Raw genomic sequence first — 21,250 nt, forward strand, 5'->3', positions numbered from 1 at the left:
TTAATTAATTTGTGATTTATTCTATAATTGGTATTGGGAATTTTTTTACTTGATTGCTTTTATAATATAATCTTAATTTTTTTTGAAAATCATTATATATTTTAGGGTTAATTCTAATTTCATATTTTTTAGTTTCTTTATTTATATTATTTTCTACTGTTATTGCTGCCAAAATATAATACCAGTTGTTATTTTTGTAATATTCTGCAATTGTTTTTGAGAGAGAGTCAGTTTTTAATGTGCCAAATGAATAAGCGTCTTTTGAGAGCTCTTTTTTTGATTTTTGATTTCCACTGGTGAGGCTGCTTAGATTATTAATGAAATTACCTTTATCTGGACTTAAAAATTCTAATTTTATGATTTTATATCTTTTAGAAGCTTCATTTGATAGGTCAAACGAAATAATAGCAGAAGATCCAATTTTTGAAAATGCATTTATAAATGAATAGCTAATCCCAACAAGCTCTTTTATTAAGTCTCCATTCCAATCTACTAATTCCATGTAAGGCTGACTAACGGCAATATCAACAGATGCAAGCAAAAAACTTTGTTTTAGTTTTTTAACTCTTGTTTTTATATTTTCTTTTACAATATAATTGCTATTTTCAAAGATATTAATTTCGTTTTTAGAAAAAATATTTTTAGCTAGAAAGAGAATTATCACAGTTAAAATAAATTTTTTAAGGCTCATAAAATATTTCCTTTTGTTTATATTTATTATATATCTTCAAATAGATCTCCATTTGTTTCTTTTAAGATGGGATTTTCTTTTAATACTTCTTTTAAAAAGTCAATAATTAATTTTGAATTAAGAGAAATTTTATAAATTGTAGTTTTTTGAGTAAGTTTGTTTTTAACGGTTAAATTTGCAAGCATATAATTCCAACGACCATTTTGATATGTTAATTTAAAAGCTTTTTTAAGTTCTTCGTCCATTAAGATTCCAAATGGGTATGAAGTAACATATCCCTTTTCTCCCGATTTTTCGGCAACTAGAAGAGGATGTTTAAGATCTAGGTTTGAACCAGCTGTTATTAATTTAATATCTTCAATTTCATATTCTTTATCTCCATTTTTAGTTGTTTCAAAAAGTATTAATAGTGATGTGTAATTACTATATTGATCGTCCATTTTTATAGGGGATAATATATAAGAATATCCAAATTTGTTTTTAAATTCTGGTATTACTTGTCCATCTTTATCTAAGATTGCCATTACCTTTGTCTTTATCCAAGTTACGTCGTGATTTTCATTTATGACTGGCAGTTTTTTATTCAAAATTTTGCCTGATATTAAATGTAATTTTCCATCGTTTAAAGGCAATTTTTCATCACTTAAAGGCAATTCATCTCTTATTGGCTTTCCAATAACGCCGTCTTGTTGTACAGATTGTGGTTTTTTAAAAAAAGCGCAACTTAACATTAACACAGGTATTGTCATTAATTTTAAATGCTTATATCTTCTAAATATCATTATATCTTCTTCCTTTATACCATTTTATGGCTTTTATTGAGCGGTAATTAAAACCACACTAGGCCCTAATAATATAGAATACTTATGTCAAAGTCAAGTTACTTTTTAGTAATTTTATTTTTTGAAAATTGCGTCTTTAGTTTTAATCTTACAATAAAGGTATTTCTGCTGCTAAGAAATGAATTATTCCTATAATTATTGCTATAATGCCAATTAACTGTTGATTATTCTCAAGTATTGATTGAAATTTTCCATATTTTTTATTATTTTGAACCTCTGTTGGTAATTTTTGTTTTAAAAACAAGATGAATCCAATTAAAAATAAACTTATAGCTGGAATCAAATTTCCGATTATTGGCAATTTATAGGGTTTGATTATTTCAAGGGTACTAGTTATTAAAAATAGTAATCCAAAAATGCTTTTTACCTTTTTGTTATCGTTTATTAAATTTACAAAATCTTCAAAAATTTTAAAAAATTTTATTTTTTCTATTAATATTGGGAATGCAAGTATTATTCCCCCTAAGATGTTAAGCGAAACAGACATAAAGTATATTTGCATCATATTTTATCCTCTAGGTTTTATTCTTTTGCTATAAAAAACACTATTATTATTATCATTGCTCTTTAGTATTATACTTAATAAGCTTTCATTTTTATATATTATGTTAGCATATGTTGTAAAGTTTTTATTGCTTATATAAAGCATATTGCTTTCAATTAATCTATTGTCCAAATAAATATCTAGCTTGGCTTTCCCTAGGTTAGAGAATTTTTTTGTTTTTATGTTTATTTTTAAGGATAATCTGTTTTTGTTTTGTTTATAGCTTATTATCATTTTAATATTGTTTTTATTATTTTCGAGATTTTGAATTCTAGGAATTAGTAAAATTTTAAAAAATAAAAGAATTATAACAAAGATTATTCCAACAATGATATGTTTTTTCAATTTTTTTTGGTATTTAATTTCTACTTGTTGGTTATAATTATTTTTTTTCATTATGTTTACAAATTTAACCTTTTAATTATTACTTTAATAAGGTATTTAAATTCCACCAGTAAACACTAACACCAGTTTTTCCGCCATAAAGTATGCTAAGTATTCCGTCTTTAGATAAACTCTCAGAGAGAAATATTAAATTTGGAGGTTCAATTAAAGCTATTTGGTTTTTAATTACACCTTTGTTGTCTAATTTCCATATTAAATTGTTGGATAAATTTTTCATGTTAGTAGATGCTATGATTTTGTCTTTTTGTATTTTTATAATATTAATAAAGCTTTCTTGTTTATCATCTAGTAAGTTTTTAGGAAGGGCGATTTTACTTATTACTTCGAATTCTTTAGTTTTTTTTAAACTCATTTTATAGACATATTGATCCTTAATTTTAATTCCAAGATCGTTTATATTTTCGTTATCGCCAATGTTTTCATAGTAAGTGATTTTTACATAAAGAGTTTTTTTATTAACTTCAAAAAAAACCTTATCTATTGAAATATTGTAGTTTTTCTTTTGATTGTCTATTGTTTTTAGTAGATTTTTATTGACATAAATTTTATAAAGTGGAGAAAATTCTTTATTATATGAATATATTATGTAGCCTTCGCTATATATTGATATTATTGCAATGTTGCCGTTCTCATCAACGTTGACATCGTAAATTTGTGGGAATGGTGTTCCGTTTAAACCTTCTTGACCCAAAATTTCTACAGAAGAGTTTTTGTTTAGTATTAGTATTCTCATAAAGTAGGCAATATTTTCTTTTTGGTCGAATTTTGATTTTTTATTATTTAGCTTGTCTGCTACAATAATGAAATCTTTTAACGGATATATTGCTTGAATTCCTTCGAAATCTATTTTTTTTATTTTTAAATCAGGATTTGTTTTAAATATTCCATTTTGATAAGTTTGTATTAGTTTTCCGTATGAGTTAAAAATCATTAATTTATTTGCTTTTATTTCTGCAATGTATACTAGTCCGTTATACGTTTTTATATCAAAATTTGAATTTGTAAATTTGTTGTTCAGAGGCATTATTGCACCAGGAAGTGTCCCGAATGGTATTTTGAATTGTTCTTCTCCTAGTTCGTTTAAAGTTTTAGTATTACATGATATAATTGCAAAAAGTAAGCTTAATATAAAAGCTTTATAGTTTTTTTTCATATTTTTTATATTATCATTTAAAATGAAAAATGACTTTAAGTCAATTATTTAGGAGAATTAATACCTACCATGTTAAAAACAGTACTTGAGAGAACCATTGGCTCAAAAAGTAAAAGAGATTTAAAAGACTATCTTCCAACTTTAAGGAATATTAATAAGCTTGAGCGCTGGGCATTGTTATTGTCAGATGAAGATTTCTCAAAAGAGACAGAAAAGCTTAAAGATGAATTAAAATCGGGTAATTCTTTAGAGAGTATTTTAGAGCGGGCTTTTACTTTGTCTAGAGAAGCTGCTAGAAGGCGTCTTAAGGAAAGGCCTTATGATGTGCAAATCATTGCTGGGCTTGCTCTTCACAAAGGCAAAATAATAGAGATGAAAACAGGAGAGGGAAAAACTCTCTCCTCAGTTCAAGCGGCTTATTTGAATAGTTTAACAGGAGATGGTGTTATTATTGTTACTGTTAATGACTATCTTGCGGAACGTGATTCCAACTGGATGAAGCCGGTTTTTGATCTTTTGGGTGTTAGTGTGGGGGTTGTTCTATCCAATATGGATTATGAGCTAAGAAAAGTTCAATATGCCAAAGATATTACTTATGTTACAAATAATGAACTTGGATTTGATTACTTAAGAGATAATATGCGTTATGACTTGAATGAAAAATCTCTAAGAAAGTTTAATTATTGTATTATTGATGAGATCGATTCTATATTAATCGACGAGGCAAGAACCCCTTTGATTATTTCAGGGCCTACTGAGGGCAATACAAATGCTTATCTTGAGGTTAATTCTCTTGTATCTTTTTTAAAAGAGTGTTCCAAGGATTCTAAAACAGGTGATTATCCTTTAGAAATAGACGATCTTGATGGTGATTATACTATTGATGAAAAAGCTAAAAGAATTTCTTTTACTGCTAAAGGACTTAATAATCTTGAACAACTTTTAGTTTCTAAAGGAATTATTAGTGGTTCTATGTATACCGATTCAAATTTTAATTATGTGCATTATATGACTCAAGCCTTGAAGGCACATTTACTTTTTTTAAAAAATAGAGAATATATTGTTGGTGACTCTGGTGTTGAGATTGTAGATGAATTTACCGGTCGAGTTTTAACAGGGCGAAGATATTCTGATGGCCTTCATCAAGCTATTGAGGCTAAAGAAGGGGTTAGAGTTGCTAATGAAAATAAGACCATGGCAACCATTACTTTTCAAAATCTATTTCGAATGTTTAATAAAATTTCCGGCATGACAGGTACAGCTGATACAGAAGCTAAGGAATTTCATAAGATATATAATCTTGATGTAATTGTAGTTCCAACAAATAGATTGTTAGCACGAATAGATGAGGATGATACTATTTATTATACGGAAGAATTTAAGTTTAATGCTATTACAGATGAGGTTTATAAAGCTTACAAGAAAGGGCAACCGGTTTTAGTGGGAACCGTTTCTATTGAAAAGTCTGAGATTTTATCAGATATGTTTAAAAATAAGGGAATTAAGCATGAAGTTCTTAATGCAAAAAATCATTCTCGAGAGGCATTCATTATTGCTGAAGCTGGAGCAAAACATGCGGTTACAATAGCAACAAATATGGCTGGTCGTGGTACTGATATTAAACTTGGGGGCAATATTGAACATAGGGTTAGAAAAAAAATTGGAACTAATGTAAGCCTTGAAGAATTTCAAGAGGCTGTTAAAAATGAGAGGGAAGATTACCTAAAAGACTATAATGAGGTTAAAAGTCTTGGTGGACTTTATGTTATTGGTAGCGAACGGCACGAATCAAGGCGAATAGACAATCAGCTTCGTGGGCGTAGTGGAAGACAAGGTGATCCTGGTCGTTCAAGATTTTATGTGTCGCTTGAAGACGATTTAATGCGTCTTTTTGCTGGAGACAACCTAAGGGCATTAATGGGTAAGCTTGGAATGGCAACGGGAGAGCCCATTACACATTCTCTTTTAACCAAATCTTTGATTAATGCCCAAAAAAGAGTAGAAGATAGAAATTTTGAAATTAGAAAGCATTTATTAGAGTATGACGATGTTATTACAAAGCAGAGAGATTTTATTTATGCTCAGAGAAATTCTATTCTTGAAGATACAGCTATTAAGGATCGTATTCTTATTGCTTTAGAAGAATATCTTACTTTTTTGCTTGAGAGAACAAAAAGTAGTTCAGTTTCAAATGTTTTTTTAAATGAAGTAAATTTGATTTTTGCTTATATGCTTGAGGGTCTTGGCTCTATTGAAAATATTAATTCTTTTGATTTAAAGGATAAATTAATGCAAATAGCAAAGGCAAATTTAGATGAGAAGGAGAATTTGATAGGCAGAGATCTTTTTAATGGATTTTTAAGATATGAATATTTGAAAAACATTGATTCTAAATTTCAAGAGCATCTTGCAAATTTAGATTCTTTAAGAGAGGCTGTTTATTTAAGGTCTTATGCTAATAAAAATCCAATTACGGAGTACAAAGAAGAGGGGTTTTTAATATTTAGCGAGCTTATTAAAGATATTAAAGTTTCTACCATAAGGCGTGTTCTTCAATTGAAATTGGATAGCAATTTTTCCAATTTTAAGTCAACAAAGAAGTCTAAAAATGTTAATTCAATCCATAAAGAACTTTCAGGGATTGTTATTAATGAAAATAAAAGCATTTCTAATGTTCAAGTGGTTAGAAGTTCTCCTAAAATAGGTAGAAATGAACCTTGTTATTGTGGGAGTGGGAAGAAATATAAAAATTGTCATGGCAGAAGTTAGAATAGGAGGTTTTTATGTTTAAATTGCCAGAACTTGGTTATAATTATGACGCTGTTGAGCCTTATATTGATGCTAAAACTATGGAAATTCATCATAGCAAGCATCATAATGGTTTTGTAATTAATTTGAATTCTATTTTAGAAAAAATGGGCAAAAGTCATTTAGAAGACGTTTCAAATATATTAAGAAATATTCAGGATTTTTCAGATGAATTTCAAACTCCAATAAGAAATAATGCTGGAGGTTATTCGAACCATACTCTATATTTTAGAACTTTAAAACCAGGAAACAAGAGTAATCTGTTGGAAAAGTTTGAAAATGATATTAATGCAACTTTTGGAAGCTTAGATGTTCTTAAGGCTATCTTGAAAGATACTGCAATGAAAATTTTTGGAAGTGGTTGGGCATGGTTAGTATTGTGTCCTAATAGCGGGCTTAAAGTGATTTCAATGCCTAATCAAGATAGCCCTTTAATGAAGTCTTATAAACCGGTTTTAGGTATTGATGTTTGGGAGCATGCTTATTATTTGAAATATCAAAATAGAAGAATTGAATATGTTGATGCATTTTTAAAGGCTTTAAATTGGGAAGAAGTTTCAAAAATTTATAATGAAGTTAACAATTAGCTTTTATTTAATGTTAATTAATTTATTTTAAGTCATTATTAAAGTTTCCTCTTTCTATGTCGTTAAAGTACTCTACTGTTCCCACTTTTAGTTCATAAGTTGCATTTTTGTCAGATACTATGATTGCATTTTTATGTAATTGAAGTGCGCTAATTGTCCACATATGATTAACACCTTTTTCAATAGCATGTTTTAATGCTCTTGCTTTGTTATGTCCGTTTACTATTATTAAAATTTCTTGTGAATCCATAATTGTTCCAATTCCAACAGTTAGAGCGCTTTTGGGAACTTTATTCACATTGCCTTCAAAGAATCTTGAATTAGCAATAATTGTATCTTGAGTTAAAGTTTTAATTCTTGTTCTTGATGTTAATGAGGAGCCTGGTTCGTTAAAAGCAATGTGACCATCAGGTCCGATTCCCCCCACAAAAAGCATGATTCCCCCAAAAGATTTGATTTTTTTTTCATATTCTTCACATTCTTTTTTAAGATTTAAAGCATTTCCATTTAATATATTTATGTTTTCCTTTTTAATATCAATGTGAGAAAAAAAATTTTTCCACATAAATGAATGGTAACTTTCAGGATGATTGTTTTCGATTCCTATGTATTCATCCATGTTAAAAGTTATGACATTTTGAAATGAAATTTTTTTACTTTTATTTAATTCAATTAAATTCTTGTACATGCCTATTGGGGAGCTTCCTGTTGGAAGCCCAAGGATAAATGGATTTTTTTTTGTTGGAGAAAATTCTTTAATTTTTTGTGCTACATGATTGGCTGCCCACTTTGATATGTCTTCATAAGTAGGTCTAATTATTAATCTCATTGCGATCTCCTTTAAATGGGTTAAAGTTATAGATTGTTAAAAATTATTTTAGATTCTATCATTGTTAACTTTAGGTTAAAATCTTTGTCTAGGACATTGATGTTTGCATCGTATCCATGGCATATTAATCCCTTTTTATCAATATTAAGAATTCTTGTTGGGTTGTAGGAGCTTGCTTGAACAGCATCACTCAAACTGTAGCCGAATTCTACTAAATTTTTAAGACCTTGTATCATTGTAAGTGTTGATCCAGCTATTGTGTTGCTTTTTACGCTGTGGAATAATCCATCTTCTGCAATATAAACTTCATCTCCGTTTGCAATTAGTTTTCCAGAATTTTGGAGGTTTGGGGTAAGTCCATCAGTTACAAGGACTATTTTACTTATGTCTTTAAGCTTTCTAAGCATTAAAACTAATTTTGGGTGTATATGATAACCATCTGCAATAATTTCACAAGAAACGTCACCATGTATTAATACTGCTCCTATTGCGTTTGGATTTCTGTGGTCAAGTTTTGACATTGCATTGAAAAAATGGGTTGTGTGAAGTATTCCAACCTGAAATCCTTCTATCATATTTTCATATTTTGCGTTTGTGTGTCCTGCCTGAAGGTTTATATTATTTTCAAGGCAAAATATTGCAAGTTCTCTCATGCCTTTAAGCTCGGGAGCAACAGTCATTGTGCTTATGTGTGTTTTGCTTTTGCCGTTTGAGCCTATAAATACCCCACCAGCAGCATCTATTAGTTTTTGCATAACTTTAATGCTAGGTTCGTGAAGATAAGAAACAGGGTGTGCTCCTCTTTTTTCAGGAGAAAAAAATGGCCCTTCAAGGTGAAGTCCTAGAATTTTAGCTCCCTTTTCTTTACCAATTGCCGCTGTGCAAGCTTTTATTGTTTGAATCATTTCATCTATTGGTCTTGGATAAAGAGTTGGCAAAAATCCTACTACTCCGTATTGTGCTAAATGTTCTGACATTTTAAGTATTGATTCTGTTGAACACTGGTCTGTTCCATAACCGTGAAATCCATGAATATGGTTGTCGTAAAGACCGGGAGTTATATAGTTGCCTTTTGTATCAATCATTTGGTATTCTCTGAGATCCATTTTTTTAAGTCTATCAGATGTTACAATATCAAAAATTTTATTATCCTTAATTAGAACCGCTGAATTATCTAGTTTGTCATTTCCAGTTAAAACGGATTTTGAGTTGAATAAGCAAAAATTTAGCATTTTTATGTTCCTTTTAATTTATTTTACTATAAACATTAATTTTTTTTTAAGGTTTTTGTTTTTTAATTTATTATATTTTATTTTAAATTTTATTAATGATATAATTTGCTTTGGAGGGCATTATTATGGCATCAGGATTTTTTGTTCCTGGACTTGAGAGCAAATATAATACTAAAGAAATTCGTGAATCCATGCTTAAGCCTGATAAAGCCAAAATCGATTCTTCTTTTAAGAAGCTTGAGTCTTTAGAGCAAGAGAAAAGTGCTTGGCAATTAATTAATAGAAAAATCTCTACTTTAAATTCTCTTGCAAAAGAACTTACCTCACTTAACAGTCCTTTTAATCTAATGTCAGGAAATTCTAGTAATAGTGAAGTTTTAACCCTGTCTACTCGATATGGATCCAAGAATGAGACTCATAAATTAATTGTTGATCAAATAGCATCCGCTGATGTGTTTTTATCTTCAAACTTTGATCCTAAAAAAGTTACAATACCAGAAGGAGATTATATATTTTTAGTTGGTAAGAAAGAAATTAATGTAAAAAGTAATGGCAATATTGATTTACTTGTGAGGGATATTAATAACAAGGGAAAGGGTTTTTTGACTGCAAAAATAGTAAAAAGCGATAAAAATGGAAATAGTCGTTTTATTTTGCAATCCTTAAAGGAAGGTAAAGAAAACAAACTTGTTATCAAAGGGGAGGGATTATCTTTTGCTAAGCAAATTGGGATTTTAAGTGAGCTGAAAACCAATTTTAATCCTAACCTTTCAGATATTGTTGCAAATCAATTTAGTAGTAATAATAAGCTTGCTTTTGAAAAAAATAATCTTGTTTTAAATCCGCTTTCAGAGGTGTCGATTGAAATTCCTGAAGATATTGAAATTACATCTAGGAGTAGAATTAAATTTGAAGTTAAGTATTTTGATACAGGCTTAGAAGAGCCTGATAGTAAGATTATTTTTAATCCCGGAGAGGCTACATTTAAGGATGCGAAAGTTGATAGTGAATATAGTGTAGTTGATCTTGGATCTGATTTAAAAACTCCTTTGGAGAAAAAATATATTCAAATGAATATGGTAAAAATATGCAACAAAGAAGGTTCCTTAGAACTTCCTTTAATAAATATTTCAAATAATTTTGAAGAAGTTGAAGTTGATATTGGAGCTCTTTCTAATCTAGAAGAAATAAATATTGAAAATAAAGCAAATAATAAAGTAATTGTGATTAGTAATGTCGAAGTTTTTGATCCAAAAAATAGAGATGGGCATTTGCCAATAAATGCTAAAAGTTTTGCTGAGAATGCAAAAATTAAATTTGATGGGGTAGATGTTGAGAGAGATTCAAATGTTATTAATGATTTAGTTCCAAATGTGACATTAAGTTTAAAAAAAGCTTCAAGTGATGCTGTTGAGGCCAAAGTTGAGCCTGATTATGAGGGGATTAAGAGAGTTCTTTTAGATTTTATTGGTGCTTATAATGAGGTTCTTGCTGAGATTAATATTGTAAGCTCCAATGAAGATCAATTTGGCAATCAAAAGTCTAATATAGTTGAAGAGTTAACTTATCTTAGTGAGTCTCAAAAAGAAGAGGCTTATAAAAATTTAGGCATTCTAAGGTCTGAATTTTTATTGAAAAATCTTAAATCCAGATTAGAATCAATAATTTTTAAGCCCTATGTTACTAGTGATCCTAATTTTTCAATAATTAATCAGATGGGAGTTTTTACTAACTCTATTTCTTCTTCTGGGGGACTTTCTAGATATTTAAGACTTGATGAGAAAAAGTTTGATGAATCGATTCGCAATAATATTGATAATGTTAGAGAACTTTTTTTATTTGACCTTAATGGTGACAGAGTATATGATGATGGGATTGCTAAAATGCTAGGAGATTGTTTGTCACCTCTTGTGACTTCTGGAGGAGTTATTTATAATAAAATAAGAAATTACGACTTGAAAATTATTAATCAAAAAAATAAAGTTGAAGATTATAAAAAGAAGTACGATGATAGAGAGAGAAAAGTAGAAGGAGAACTTAATACCTTGGATTTTACCGTTAAGCGCATGAAAGATCAGGAAAATACATTAAAGTCTTTTGATTTTAATCAAAGAAATAGATAATAGCAATTATTTTTAATGCATTGCTGTCTATGTTTCTTTTTTTTAATTTTTTGTGCTATTCTTTTTAACAGGCAAAAGGATTTGCTAAAAATAAATAATTAAACTTTATCATGGAGGAATGATATATGATTATAAATCATAATACGTCAGCTATTAATGCTTCAAGAAATAATGGTATTAATGCTGCTAATCTTAGTAAAACTCAAGAGAAGCTTTCTAGTGGGTACAGAATTAATCGAGCTTCTGATGATGCTGCTGGTATGGGGGTTTCTGGTAAGATTAATGCTCAAATAAGAGGCTTATCACAAGCTTCTAGAAACACCTCAAAAGCTATCAATTTTATTCAGACAACAGAAGGAAATTTAAATGAAGTAGAAAAAGTTTTAGTAAGAATGAAAGAATTGGCAGTTCAATCAGGTAACGGTACGTATTCAGACGCAGACAGAGGTTCTATACAAATTGAAATAGAACAACTTACAGACGAAATTAATAGAATTGCTGATCAAGCTCAATATAACCAAATGCACATGTTGTCAAACAAATCAGCTTCTCAAAATGTAAAAACAGCTGAAGAGCTTGGAATGCAGCCTGCAAAAATTAACACACCAGCGTCACTTTCAGGAGCTCAAACTTCTTGGACTTTAAGAGTTCATGTGGGAGCAAATCAAGATGAAGCTATTGCAGTAAATATTTATGCAGCTAATGTTGCAAATCTATTTTCTGGTGAGGGAGCCCAAGCTGCTCAGACTGCGCCTGTTCAAGAAGGTGCTCAACAAGAAGGAGCTCAACAACCAACACCTGCTACAGCACCTTCTCAAGGCGGGGTTAATTCTCCTGTTAATGTTACAACTACAGTTGATGCTAATACATCGCTTGCTAAAATAGAAAATGCTATTAGAATGGTAAGTGATCAAAGAGCAAATTTAGGTGCTTTCCAAAATAGACTTGAATCTATAAAAGATAGTACTGAGTATGCTATTGAAAATCTAAAAGCATCTTATGCTCAAATAAAAGATGCTACAATGACAGATGAAGTTGTAGCAGCTACAACCAATAGCATTTTAACACAATCTGCAATGGCAATGATTGCACAAGCTAATCAAGTTCCTCAATATGTTTTATCATTGCTTAGATAAAATTTTATGTAATTAGTACAAATTATTAACAAAAGATCCTTTAAGGGTCTTTTGTTTTTTTATATTTGATCGATAAAAATTTAATAATTTTTAGTATAATTTATAATGATGTGTTATGAGTATAATGCAGGCTTATTGAGGAGTTTGCTTTGGATAGGGTTACTGTTAAAATTAGAGATTGTTATAAAGTATTTTCTTATTATGTTGACAAAAAGCAGATAAGTCAAGCTATAAAAGACTATGAAGATGGCAAAGATAGAATGCAAATTTACAAAGAATCTTCTATTTTTATTGCAAATGCCAATGTTAATCTTGATGTTTATGAAAATGAAATTTTAGTCATTATGGGAATGTCAGGTTGTGGCAAATCTACTTTAGTCAGATGCTTAAATGGTATTTATAAAATAGATTCGGGATCTATTTTAGTAAATAACATGGAAATGAATGCTATAAATCGCAAGGATCTTTCTAATTTAAGAAAAGATAAATTTGCAATGGTTTTTCAAAATTTTGGACTTTTCCCACATATGAATGTATTAAGAAATGTTACTTATGGACTTGAGGTTAAGCATATCCCCAGGAAGATTAGAGAAGAACGTGCTATTGAGGTATTAAATCTTGTAGGACTTGAAGATTCAAAATATAAGTATATTAACGAACTTTCTGGAGGGATGAAACAAAGAGTTGGAATAGCAAGAGCATTAGTAGTTAATCCAGATATTCTTTTAATGGATGAAGCTTTTTCGGCACTTGATCCTTTAATTAAAGGAGAAATGCAAGAAGAACTTTTGAGATTAGTAGCTAAGCTTAAAAAGACAGTTGTATTTATTACTCACGATTTAATTGAAGCTTTTAAATTGGGACATAGAATTGCTTTTATGAAAGATGGAGAGATTATTCAAGTTGGCAAACCTTTGGAAATTTTGGCTAATCCCAGCACAGATTTTATATCTCATTTTATTAAAAATTTACCTGTTTTAAATATTTTAAAAATAAAAGATATTTTAAAAGATGATTTTGATTTAAATTCTGGTAGTGATAATGGTTTCAATGTTATTATTAAATATCAAGATGAAAATTTTAGTTTATACGATAAATCTCTTAATAAAAGATATAATAATCTTATATCTTTAAATTTAGAGCTAAATGATGAAATAAAAAAAATTGTTGAATACTTGAATAAGCAAGACTATTTAATAATAAAAGAAAGGGGAGTTGTTGTTGGATATATTAATTTAAATGAAATTTCCGATTTATTGGCAAGGTAGAAATTTATGAGTAAAGATTTTTTTATATTAAAAATAGATAATTTTTTTGATTTTTTGGTTGATAATTTTTCAATTTCTGAAGGGGTAGGTTTTTCTAAAAGTATAATTTTTTTATATGAAAATTTAAAAAATTTATTTCTTTTTATTAACCCTATTCTTTTGATTTTGATTGTATGCTTGCTAAGTTTTGTTTTCTTGAAAAAGAGATTAATATTTCTGATTTTGCCTGGATTTTTTTTTATTTTGTATTTTAATCTTTGGGAAGCTTCAATGGATACAGTAGCTATTATATTTGTTTCTGTATTTGTTTCTGTGATTTTGGGAATTCCTATAGGTATTTTTGGGGGATATTTTCCAAGATTTTATGTTTTTTTAAAGCCCATTTTAGATTTAATGCAAGCTATGCCCCCATTTATTTATTTGATTCCCGCGATTCCTTTTTTTGGAATGGGTACAGCTTCTGCTATTTTTGCTACAATAGTTTTTGCTATGCCTCCTGTTATTAGATATACAAGGTTGGGAATTGTTCAAGTTTCAAATGAAGTAATAGAAGCTGCTAAGTCTTTTGGTAGTAGTAATTTACGTATTCTTTTGCAAGTTCAGCTTCCCCTTTCTCTTCAGAGTATAATTGAAGGTATTAATCAGTCAATAATGATGGCGATATCTATGATAGTAATTGCTGCAATGGTTGGGTCGTCTGGTTTGGGTAGGACTGTGATTTACTCTATAGAAAGATTAAATTTTGGTGAGGGCTTAATATCTGGATTAGCAGTTGTTATTATAGCTATTATTTTAGATAGAATTATGCAATCTATCTTTATTAAATTTAGCTATTTAAATACAGATCATTATACTGGAAAGAGAGAAAATAAATTTAAAAGATTTTTAGAAATATATAATAAATAAGGGGGATATTTTATGTATAAATTATTCATTGGATTTTGTATTTGTATTGTTTTTTTGTCTTGTGATGAAAGAAAAAGTTCAAAGAATTTAAAATCGGTAAAAATTGCATATGTGAATTGGGGCGGAGAAACAGCAGCTACAAATGTATTGAAGGTTGTTTTTGAGAAAATAGGTTACAATGCAGAAATATTTTCAGTTACTACATCCGTAATGTATCAATACCTGGCATCTGGAAAAGTAGATGGTACAGTATCTTCTTGGGTTCCAACAGCTGATAAATTTTATTACGAAAAATTGAAAACAAAATTTGTTGATCTTGGTGCAAATTATGAGGGAACCATTCAGGGTTTTGTAGTTCCAAGTTATGTTCCAATTTCTAGTATTAGTGAGCTTAAGGGCAAAGGGGCTAAGTTTAAGAATAAAATGATTGGAATAGATGCTGGTGCGGGGACTCAGATTGTTACAGAACAGGCGCTTGATTATTATGGGTTAAGTAAAGAGTATGAGCTAGTTCCGTCAAGCGAGAGTGTTATGCTTGCAAGTTTGGATTCTTCAATAAAGAGAAACGAGTGGATTTTAGTTCCTTTGTGGAAGCCCCATTGGGCTTTTTCTAGGTATGATATTAAGTTCCTTGATGATCCTGATTTAATTATGGGGGGAATTGAGAGTGTGCATACTCTTGTTAGGCTTGGTCTTGAAAATGATGATCTTGATGCATATTATGTTTTTGATCATTTTTATTGGAATGATGATTTAATATTGCCTTTAATGGATAGAAATGATAAAGAGTCAGGCAAAGAGTATCGCAATGCAGTTGAATTTGTTGAAAATAATAAAGAAATTGTAAAGATGTGGGTTCCAGAAAAATATAAGACTTTATTTGATTAATCTTTTTTGGAATTCTTTTAAAGATGTTGAAATAGGATTGCATTTAGGAATATAATCATTTCCTCCTTTGAATAATGCATTACATCTTATTATTCTTAGTGTCATTAATATTAAAGCCGTTAAAAAATTATATTTTTTAAGACATTTAATTGAATATTTTGAGCAAGTAGGTTTGTATATGCATTGCAGACCAAATATTTTAGAAAAAGTGTTTTGATAAATTTTTATTAAAAAAATAATAGTATAATTTAAGATAAAAAAAACTTTGAAAATGTTCATGTTTAGAATTGTATTATATTATAATGATTAATCAAATGAATTGAAAATATTAATTAAGGTTTATAACTTTAAAGCTTTAATTTTTATTATAAAGGGGGCTTAAAATTAAAAAAATTTTTTTAATTTTTATGACTGTCTCTTTTTCTTTTGCTGAAATTATTCAAATATCGCCCAAGCAAGCTGTAAATATGGCTTTAGAAAGTAGCCTAGATTCAGAAAATGCTTTGTATAAGGAAAATATAAAAAAACTTTATAAAAATAATGCATGGAATGTTTTTGTTCCAAATGTTAACCTTAGTTCTACAGTTAGTAGAAATTCTTCTGCTTTAAGTGAGTTTGAGAGAGATTATTGGAGCTTGGGATTTGGAATTTCGATTGGTCTTTCTTTGTCGCCTTCTGTTTTAAAGAGAATGGAGCTTGTTATGTTGGAGTATGAAAATGCAAAAATAGAAAGGGAAAGTGCTGTTCGTAATATTAAGCTTAATGTTCTTAAGTCTTACAATCAATTGATAGCTCTAAAGAGCACTTTGAAAGTTTTCGAAAGTCAAATACTAAATAGTAAGCTTAAATTTGAACAAGCTAAAATTGCTTATAATAATGGATTAATATCGGAAATAGATTTTCTTGATGCACAGCTTAAGCATAAAAGATCTCAACCAGATTTAGATGGCCAGATTATTAATTTTGAAAAATCAAAAGAAATTTTCAAATTATTAATAGGATTAGATCCAGATCAAGATTTTGAAATTATTGGAGAATTGCCAGACGAGACAATAGATTTTTCATTATTTAATGAAGCATTAAATTTTAATGAATCATTAGAGATTAAGGAGTTGAATATGCGCTTAAAGATGACAGAGCAGCTTATTGCTTCGCTTTGGTTAGATACTTTTTTACCAAGCCTTTCGTTGTCATTTTCTTATTCTCCTTATAGATCATTTAATGAAAATTCCAAAGGTTTTTCAAGTGGATTTTTGGCATCCTTTGGCTTAAATTATGGTTTAACCGAAATATTTCCATTTTCAAAGAGTTTTACAAAAATACAGGATAACAACTATCAACTAAAAATATTGCAAAACAATATTGAAGGTAAAATTAGAAATTTAAAATCTAGTATTGTTCAAAAAAGAAAGGATATTAGAAGATATAAAGCTATTCTTGATGCTTCTAAGATTAATGTAGAATTAGCTAATAAAAATTATCAAATGGCATTTAATGCTTTTAATTCCGGAGTAATAGATCTTTCTAAATTAAATGATATTGAGTTTGTTTATAAGCAAAGCGATTTGAAGTTTATTGAAGATAAATTGAATTATTCTAATTCTATACTTGAATATAAGGATTTAATAAATTCACTAGATTAAGAGGTATTTTTATGAATTTGATTTTTAACATTGACTTATATTTAAAAAAATATTTTTTAGTCTTAGCCTTAGTTTTAGTTGCTTGTGTTAGTAAGAATAAGCTAGATGACAAAAATATTAATAAGGATGAAGAGAGTTCTTATAGATTTCCAGTAATTGCCATAAAAGTTAAGAAGGGAGTTTTAAGTGATTATTTGTCTTTAAATGGAGATATAGATACAAAAGTTAAGGCAGATATTTTTCCAGATACCGCAGGTAAAATAACTTCTTTGAGAATAAAACTTGGAGCTTATGTTCAAAAGGGACAAATAGTTGCAACTCTTGATCCTTCAAGGCCTGGTTCTGTATATTTGAAAAGTCCAGTAAGAGCGCCAATTTCAGGATATATTTTAAATATTAGAAAAAAAATTGGTGAAACAGTTAATTCTCAGTCCAGTATAGCAGTAGTAGGAAAAATAGATGCAAAGCAAATTTTAACTTATGTGTCTGAGAAATATATTGCAAATATTAAAGTTGGAAATGATGCTATTGTTGAGGTTGGAGCTTATCCTAATGAAAAGTTTAAAGCCAAAGTTTCAGAGATATCTCCTGTTTTAGATTCTAAAAGTCGCACTATTGAGGTATATCTTACCCCTATTGGTAGCAATTTAGATAAACTGATTATTGGTATGTTTGCTAAAGTTAAACTTATTACCAAACGTTTTAAAGATGTGATCAAGATTCCAAGAGAGGCTATTGTTGAGAGAGAGGGTGTGAAATTTGTATTTAGGCTTGATTTAGAGGGTAAAAGCGTTCAAATGTTACCCGTTACAGTACTTTTTGAAATAGATGGTATTGTAGCTCTTTCGGGCGAGATTGAAGAGGATGATTTAATTGTGGTAGAAGGTATGTCTACTCTTTCTGATGGAACTCTAATAAATTTGGTAGATACAAAAGAGAGTCTTTCAGCTGAAAGTAATATTTAGTTTGTTGGGAGATAGTTATGTTGGTAAAGAGAATAGTTAGCAAACCAATAACAATGTTGATTTTATTTTCGTTGTTAATGATGATAAGTTTATATACCTTTTCAAGATTAAAAGTAGATCTTTTGCCTGGAATTGATATTCCCCAAATAAGTATTAACACTGTTTATCCTGGTGCTTCTCCTAAAGAAGTTGAAGAGAGTGTTTCTAGAGTCCTTGAGAGTGGCTTGAGTTCGTTAAAGAATTTAAAAAATATATATAGCATTTCTTCTAAAGAAAATAGCATTGTTTCACTTGAATTTTATCATGGAACCGATTTAGATTTGGTTTTAAATGAAATTCGAGATGTTCTTGAATTGGTAAAATCTTCATTGCCCAGTAAATCACAGACTCCCAGAATTTTTAGATATAATCTTAAAAATATTCCTGTAATGGAAATTGTTATTAATTCTGTAAGGCCAGTTTCTGAACTTAAAAGATATGCTGACGAGATTATTAAGCCCGGACTTGAAAGGCTTGATGGAGTTGCAATTGTTACTGTTAACGGGGGGAGTAAAAAGCGTGTTTTAATTGAAGTTTCTCAAAACAGATTAGAGTCTTATGGGCTTTCTTTGTCAAGAGTATCTTCGATTATAGCATCTCAAAATTTAGAACTTTCAGCCGGTAATATACTAGAGAACAATTTAGAATATTTGGTTCAAGTGTCGGGAAAATTTAAATCAATTGAAGAGATAGGTAATGTGGTTATAGCTTATAAGATGCCCGACAGTTCTTCTGGCATAAATTTATCTCCTATTGAGATAAAACTTAAAGATATTGCTAATATTAAAACCGATTTTGAAGATTTGTCAGAATATGTTGAATATAATGGTCTGCCTTCAATTTCTTTATCGGTTCAAAAACGTAGTGATGCTAATTCTATTGCAGTTTCTAATGTTGTTATGAGTGAAATAGAAAAATTGAAATTGTCTATGCCTAAAGATATGAGATTAGAAATTGCTTCTGATAGTACTAATTTTATTAAAGCGTCCATTTCAACGGTTGTAAATTCAGCCTATTTTGGGGCTATGCTTGCAATATTTGTTATTTTTTTCTTTTTAAGAAGCTTTAGGGCCACAATAATTATTGGAATTTCTATTCCAATAGCAATTATTCTAACCTTTTGTTTAATGTATTTTGTAAATATTTCTCTTAACATTATGAGTCTTGCAGGTCTTGCTCTTGGGATTGGAATGGTTGTTGACTGTTCAATTGTTGTAATAGACAATATATACAAATATAGGCAAAAAGGAGCAAAGCTTATTTCATCTTCCATTCTAGGAGCCCAAGAGATGATGCTGCCTATTACATCGTCAACTTTTACTTCTATTTGTGTTTTTGGTCCATTTCTTATTTTTAAATCAGAACTTGGAGTGTATGGAGATTTTTTTAAAGACTTTTCATTTACGATCGTTATTTCTTTAGGTGTTTCTCTTTTAGTTGCGATTTTTTTAGTTCCTGTTTTATCAAGCCATTATGTCGGCTTATACACAAGTTTTCAAAGAAATATTAAGAATGCTTTTATTAGGAAAATCGATGTTTTTTTTCTTAATATTTATTATTTTTTAGAATTTTTGTATATCAATTTATTAAATATAGTTTTAAATCATAAATTGATTTTTGGCCTGATTGTTTTTTTTAGTTTTATTGGTAGTTTGTTTTTAGGATTATTGCTAGATGTGACAACTTTTGATAGAGGAAAGGATAATTCAATTAGTATTAATTTAAATTTTCCTCATAGAACTAGCTTGGAATATGCAAAATTTTATTCTAATAGATTTTTAGAAATTGTAAAAAGTGAGGCTAAAGGATATAAAAGCATTATTTCTACTTTGGATGCTGACAGAATAACTTTTAATGTATTGTTTCCTCTTAAGGAAGAGTTTCAAGATAAGTCGATTAAAAGTATAGATTACGATGCTATTAAATATAAAATTATGAATCGTATTGGAAATCTTTATCCTGAATTTAATATTGAGCCTTCCAGTGGCAATGCTTTAGGTGGTGGAGATTCTATTAAAATTAAAATTTCAGGGAATGATTTTGAATATATGAAAGATTATGGAAAAATTTTAGTTTCTATGTTAAAAAAGGAAATTCCTGAACTTGTAAATCCAAGACTTAGTATAAATGATGCTCAACTTCAAATTGGCGTTGAGATAGACAGAGCGCTAGCTTATAATTATGGTATTGACATGAATACCATTTTAAATGAGTTGAAGGCTAATGTTAATGGTATTGTTGCTGGGCAATATGTAGAGAATGGACTTAATTATGATATTGTTCTCAAGCTTGATAGAATGGATGTTAAAAATTTAAAAGATTTGGAAAAAATATTTATTATAAATTCATCTGGAGTTAAAATTCCTTTTTCATCAATAGCTACTTTTGAAAAAACCAATAAAGCTGAATCTATTTATAGAGAAAATCAAGCTTTAACTATTTATCTTAATGCGGGCATTTCTCCAAATGATAATTTAACTCAAGTAACTGCAAAAGTTGTAGATTTTATTAATAATAAAGTGCCTCATAAAGAGGGCACGGTGCTTAAGGTTGAAGGAGAATATAATGAATTTTCAAATATCATGAATCAGTTTAAAATAATCATTATGATGGCTATTATTGTTGTATTTGGTATTATGGCTTCTCAATTTGAATCTTTTTTAAAACCTTTTATTATTATTTTTACAATTCCTTTAACGGCAATAGGGGTTGTGCTTATACATTTTCTTGCAGGAGAAAAACTTTCTATTTTTGCGGCAATTGGAATGCTTATGCTTGTTGGTGTTGTGGTAAATACAGGAATTGTACTTGTAGATTATACTGGTTTATTGATCAAGAGAGGATTTAAGCTAAGAGAAGCAATTGTTGAATCTTGCCGTTCAAGATTTAGACCAATTTTAATGTCTGCTTTGACTTCAATAATAGGTCTTATTCCAATGGCATTTTCTAGTGGGAGTGGAAATGAGCTTTTAAAGCCAATCGCATTCACTTTCATTGGTGGAATGACAGCTAGCACATTTCTTACTTTGTTTTTTATCCCCATGCTTTTTGAAATTTTTTCCAATATTGTTTTAAGTTTTAAACTTAGGTTAAAAAGAGTGCTTTCTAATGCAGATGTTGAAAAATCATTAAAAATTAATAATTCGGCTAAAAGTAGTTATGATAATCTATTTGAAGAAGATGGGGATTGA

The 21,250-nt window shown here is 29.1% G+C and carries 18 protein-coding genes; 10 read left to right on the forward strand and 8 right to left on the reverse strand.

What is annotated here, in order from left to right:
- Positions 1–16: 16 nt before the first annotated feature.
- The 5 genes from HNR35_RS03480 to HNR35_RS03500 all read right to left on the reverse strand — a co-directional run bounded on the left by HNR35_RS03480 (position 17) and on the right by HNR35_RS03500 (position 3,635).
- Positions 17–691, reverse strand: a complete 675-nt coding sequence (locus tag HNR35_RS03480; RefSeq protein ID WP_183223944.1) for a S2/P23 family protein — start codon at positions 689–691, stop codon at positions 17–19.
- A gap of 26 nt (positions 692–717) precedes the next feature.
- A complete protein-coding gene (locus HNR35_RS03485; RefSeq protein WP_183223946.1) occupies positions 718–1,473 on the reverse strand; it encodes a S2/P23 family protein in 756 nt (251 codons plus the stop codon).
- A gap of 148 nt (positions 1,474–1,621) precedes the next feature.
- Positions 1,622–2,038 carry a hypothetical protein gene (locus tag HNR35_RS03490; protein ID WP_006433430.1) on the reverse strand — a complete coding sequence of 139 codons (417 nt, stop codon included), beginning with the start codon at positions 2,036–2,038 and terminating at the stop codon, positions 1,622–1,624.
- A 3-nt stretch (positions 2,039–2,041) separates the two neighbouring features.
- The gene (locus HNR35_RS03495) at positions 2,042–2,473 is read right to left on the reverse strand and encodes a hypothetical protein (RefSeq protein WP_006433487.1); all 432 of its coding nucleotides are present in this window, start codon (positions 2,471–2,473) and stop codon (positions 2,042–2,044) included.
- 28 nt (positions 2,474–2,501) lie between these two features.
- Positions 2,502–3,635: an LIC_12708 family protein gene (locus HNR35_RS03500; RefSeq protein ID WP_183223948.1), complete on the reverse strand. Its 1,134-nt coding sequence runs from the start codon at positions 3,633–3,635 to the stop codon at positions 2,502–2,504.
- 69 nt (positions 3,636–3,704) lie between these two features.
- Between HNR35_RS03500 and secA the strand changes: the two genes are divergently transcribed.
- Both secA and HNR35_RS03510 read left to right on the forward strand, forming a co-directional pair.
- Positions 3,705–6,404, forward strand: a complete 2,700-nt coding sequence (secA, locus tag HNR35_RS03505; protein WP_183223950.1) for a preprotein translocase subunit SecA — start codon at positions 3,705–3,707, stop codon at positions 6,402–6,404.
- Between the two features lie 14 nt (positions 6,405–6,418).
- The gene (locus tag HNR35_RS03510; RefSeq protein WP_183223952.1) at positions 6,419–7,030 is read left to right on the forward strand and encodes a superoxide dismutase; all 612 of its coding nucleotides are present in this window, start codon (positions 6,419–6,421) and stop codon (positions 7,028–7,030) included.
- A gap of 22 nt (positions 7,031–7,052) precedes the next feature.
- On the opposite strand, the gene nagB is transcribed toward HNR35_RS03510, so the two are convergent.
- Positions 7,053–7,859, reverse strand: a complete 807-nt coding sequence (gene nagB, locus HNR35_RS03515; protein WP_183223954.1) for a glucosamine-6-phosphate deaminase — start codon at positions 7,857–7,859, stop codon at positions 7,053–7,055.
- Between the two features lie 26 nt (positions 7,860–7,885).
- On the reverse strand, positions 7,886–9,091 hold the full coding sequence (nagA, locus tag HNR35_RS03520; RefSeq protein ID WP_183223956.1) for an N-acetylglucosamine-6-phosphate deacetylase: 1,206 nt from the start codon (positions 9,089–9,091) through the stop codon (positions 7,886–7,888).
- 125 nt (positions 9,092–9,216) lie between these two features.
- Here nagA and fliD point away from each other — a divergent pair, with 125 nt between their 5' ends.
- From fliD to HNR35_RS03545, 5 genes are all read left to right on the forward strand, one after another.
- The gene (gene fliD, locus HNR35_RS03525; RefSeq protein ID WP_006433462.1) at positions 9,217–11,214 is read left to right on the forward strand and encodes a flagellar filament capping protein FliD; all 1,998 of its coding nucleotides are present in this window, start codon (positions 9,217–9,219) and stop codon (positions 11,212–11,214) included.
- A gap of 125 nt (positions 11,215–11,339) precedes the next feature.
- On the forward strand, positions 11,340–12,350 hold the full coding sequence (gene flaB / locus HNR35_RS03530) for a flagellin FlaB (protein WP_006433449.1): 1,011 nt from the start codon (positions 11,340–11,342) through the stop codon (positions 12,348–12,350).
- Positions 12,351–12,499: 149 nt separating this feature from the next.
- Positions 12,500–13,618, forward strand: coding sequence for an ATP-binding cassette domain-containing protein (locus HNR35_RS03535; RefSeq protein WP_006433513.1), 1,119 nt, complete (start codon positions 12,500–12,502; stop codon positions 13,616–13,618).
- A 6-nt stretch (positions 13,619–13,624) separates the two neighbouring features.
- A complete protein-coding gene (locus HNR35_RS03540) occupies positions 13,625–14,524 on the forward strand; it encodes an ABC transporter permease (RefSeq protein ID WP_183223958.1) in 900 nt (299 codons plus the stop codon).
- Between the two features lie 12 nt (positions 14,525–14,536).
- Entirely contained in the window at positions 14,537–15,412 is an 876-nt protein-coding gene (locus tag HNR35_RS03545; protein WP_183223960.1) for a glycine betaine ABC transporter substrate-binding protein, read from the forward strand.
- Here the strand turns inward: HNR35_RS03545 and yidD are convergent.
- Positions 15,401–15,691: a membrane protein insertion efficiency factor YidD gene (gene yidD / locus HNR35_RS03550; protein WP_183223962.1), complete on the reverse strand. Its 291-nt coding sequence runs from the start codon at positions 15,689–15,691 to the stop codon at positions 15,401–15,403. The two genes, HNR35_RS03545 and yidD, sit on opposite strands and share 12 nt — an antisense overlap.
- Before the next feature lie 128 nt (positions 15,692–15,819).
- Here yidD and HNR35_RS03555 point away from each other — a divergent pair, with 128 nt between their 5' ends.
- Genes HNR35_RS03555 through HNR35_RS03565 form a run of 3 tightly spaced genes read left to right on the forward strand, consistent with a single transcriptional unit; the run spans position 15,820 to position 21,250 of the window.
- On the forward strand, positions 15,820–17,055 hold the full coding sequence (locus HNR35_RS03555) for a TolC family protein (RefSeq protein ID WP_183223963.1): 1,236 nt from the start codon (positions 15,820–15,822) through the stop codon (positions 17,053–17,055).
- Positions 17,056–17,066: 11 nt separating this feature from the next.
- Complete coding sequence (locus tag HNR35_RS03560; RefSeq protein ID WP_183223965.1) at positions 17,067–18,020, forward strand: efflux RND transporter periplasmic adaptor subunit; 954 nt, start codon at positions 17,067–17,069, stop codon at positions 18,018–18,020.
- Between the two features lie 17 nt (positions 18,021–18,037).
- Positions 18,038–21,250, forward strand: a complete 3,213-nt coding sequence (locus HNR35_RS03565) for an efflux RND transporter permease subunit (protein ID WP_183223967.1) — start codon at positions 18,038–18,040, stop codon at positions 21,248–21,250.

Origin of the sequence: Borreliella spielmanii, assembly GCF_014201705.1 — a bacterium.
Lineage (GTDB): Bacteria > Spirochaetota > Spirochaetia > Borreliales > Borreliaceae > Borreliella > Borreliella spielmanii.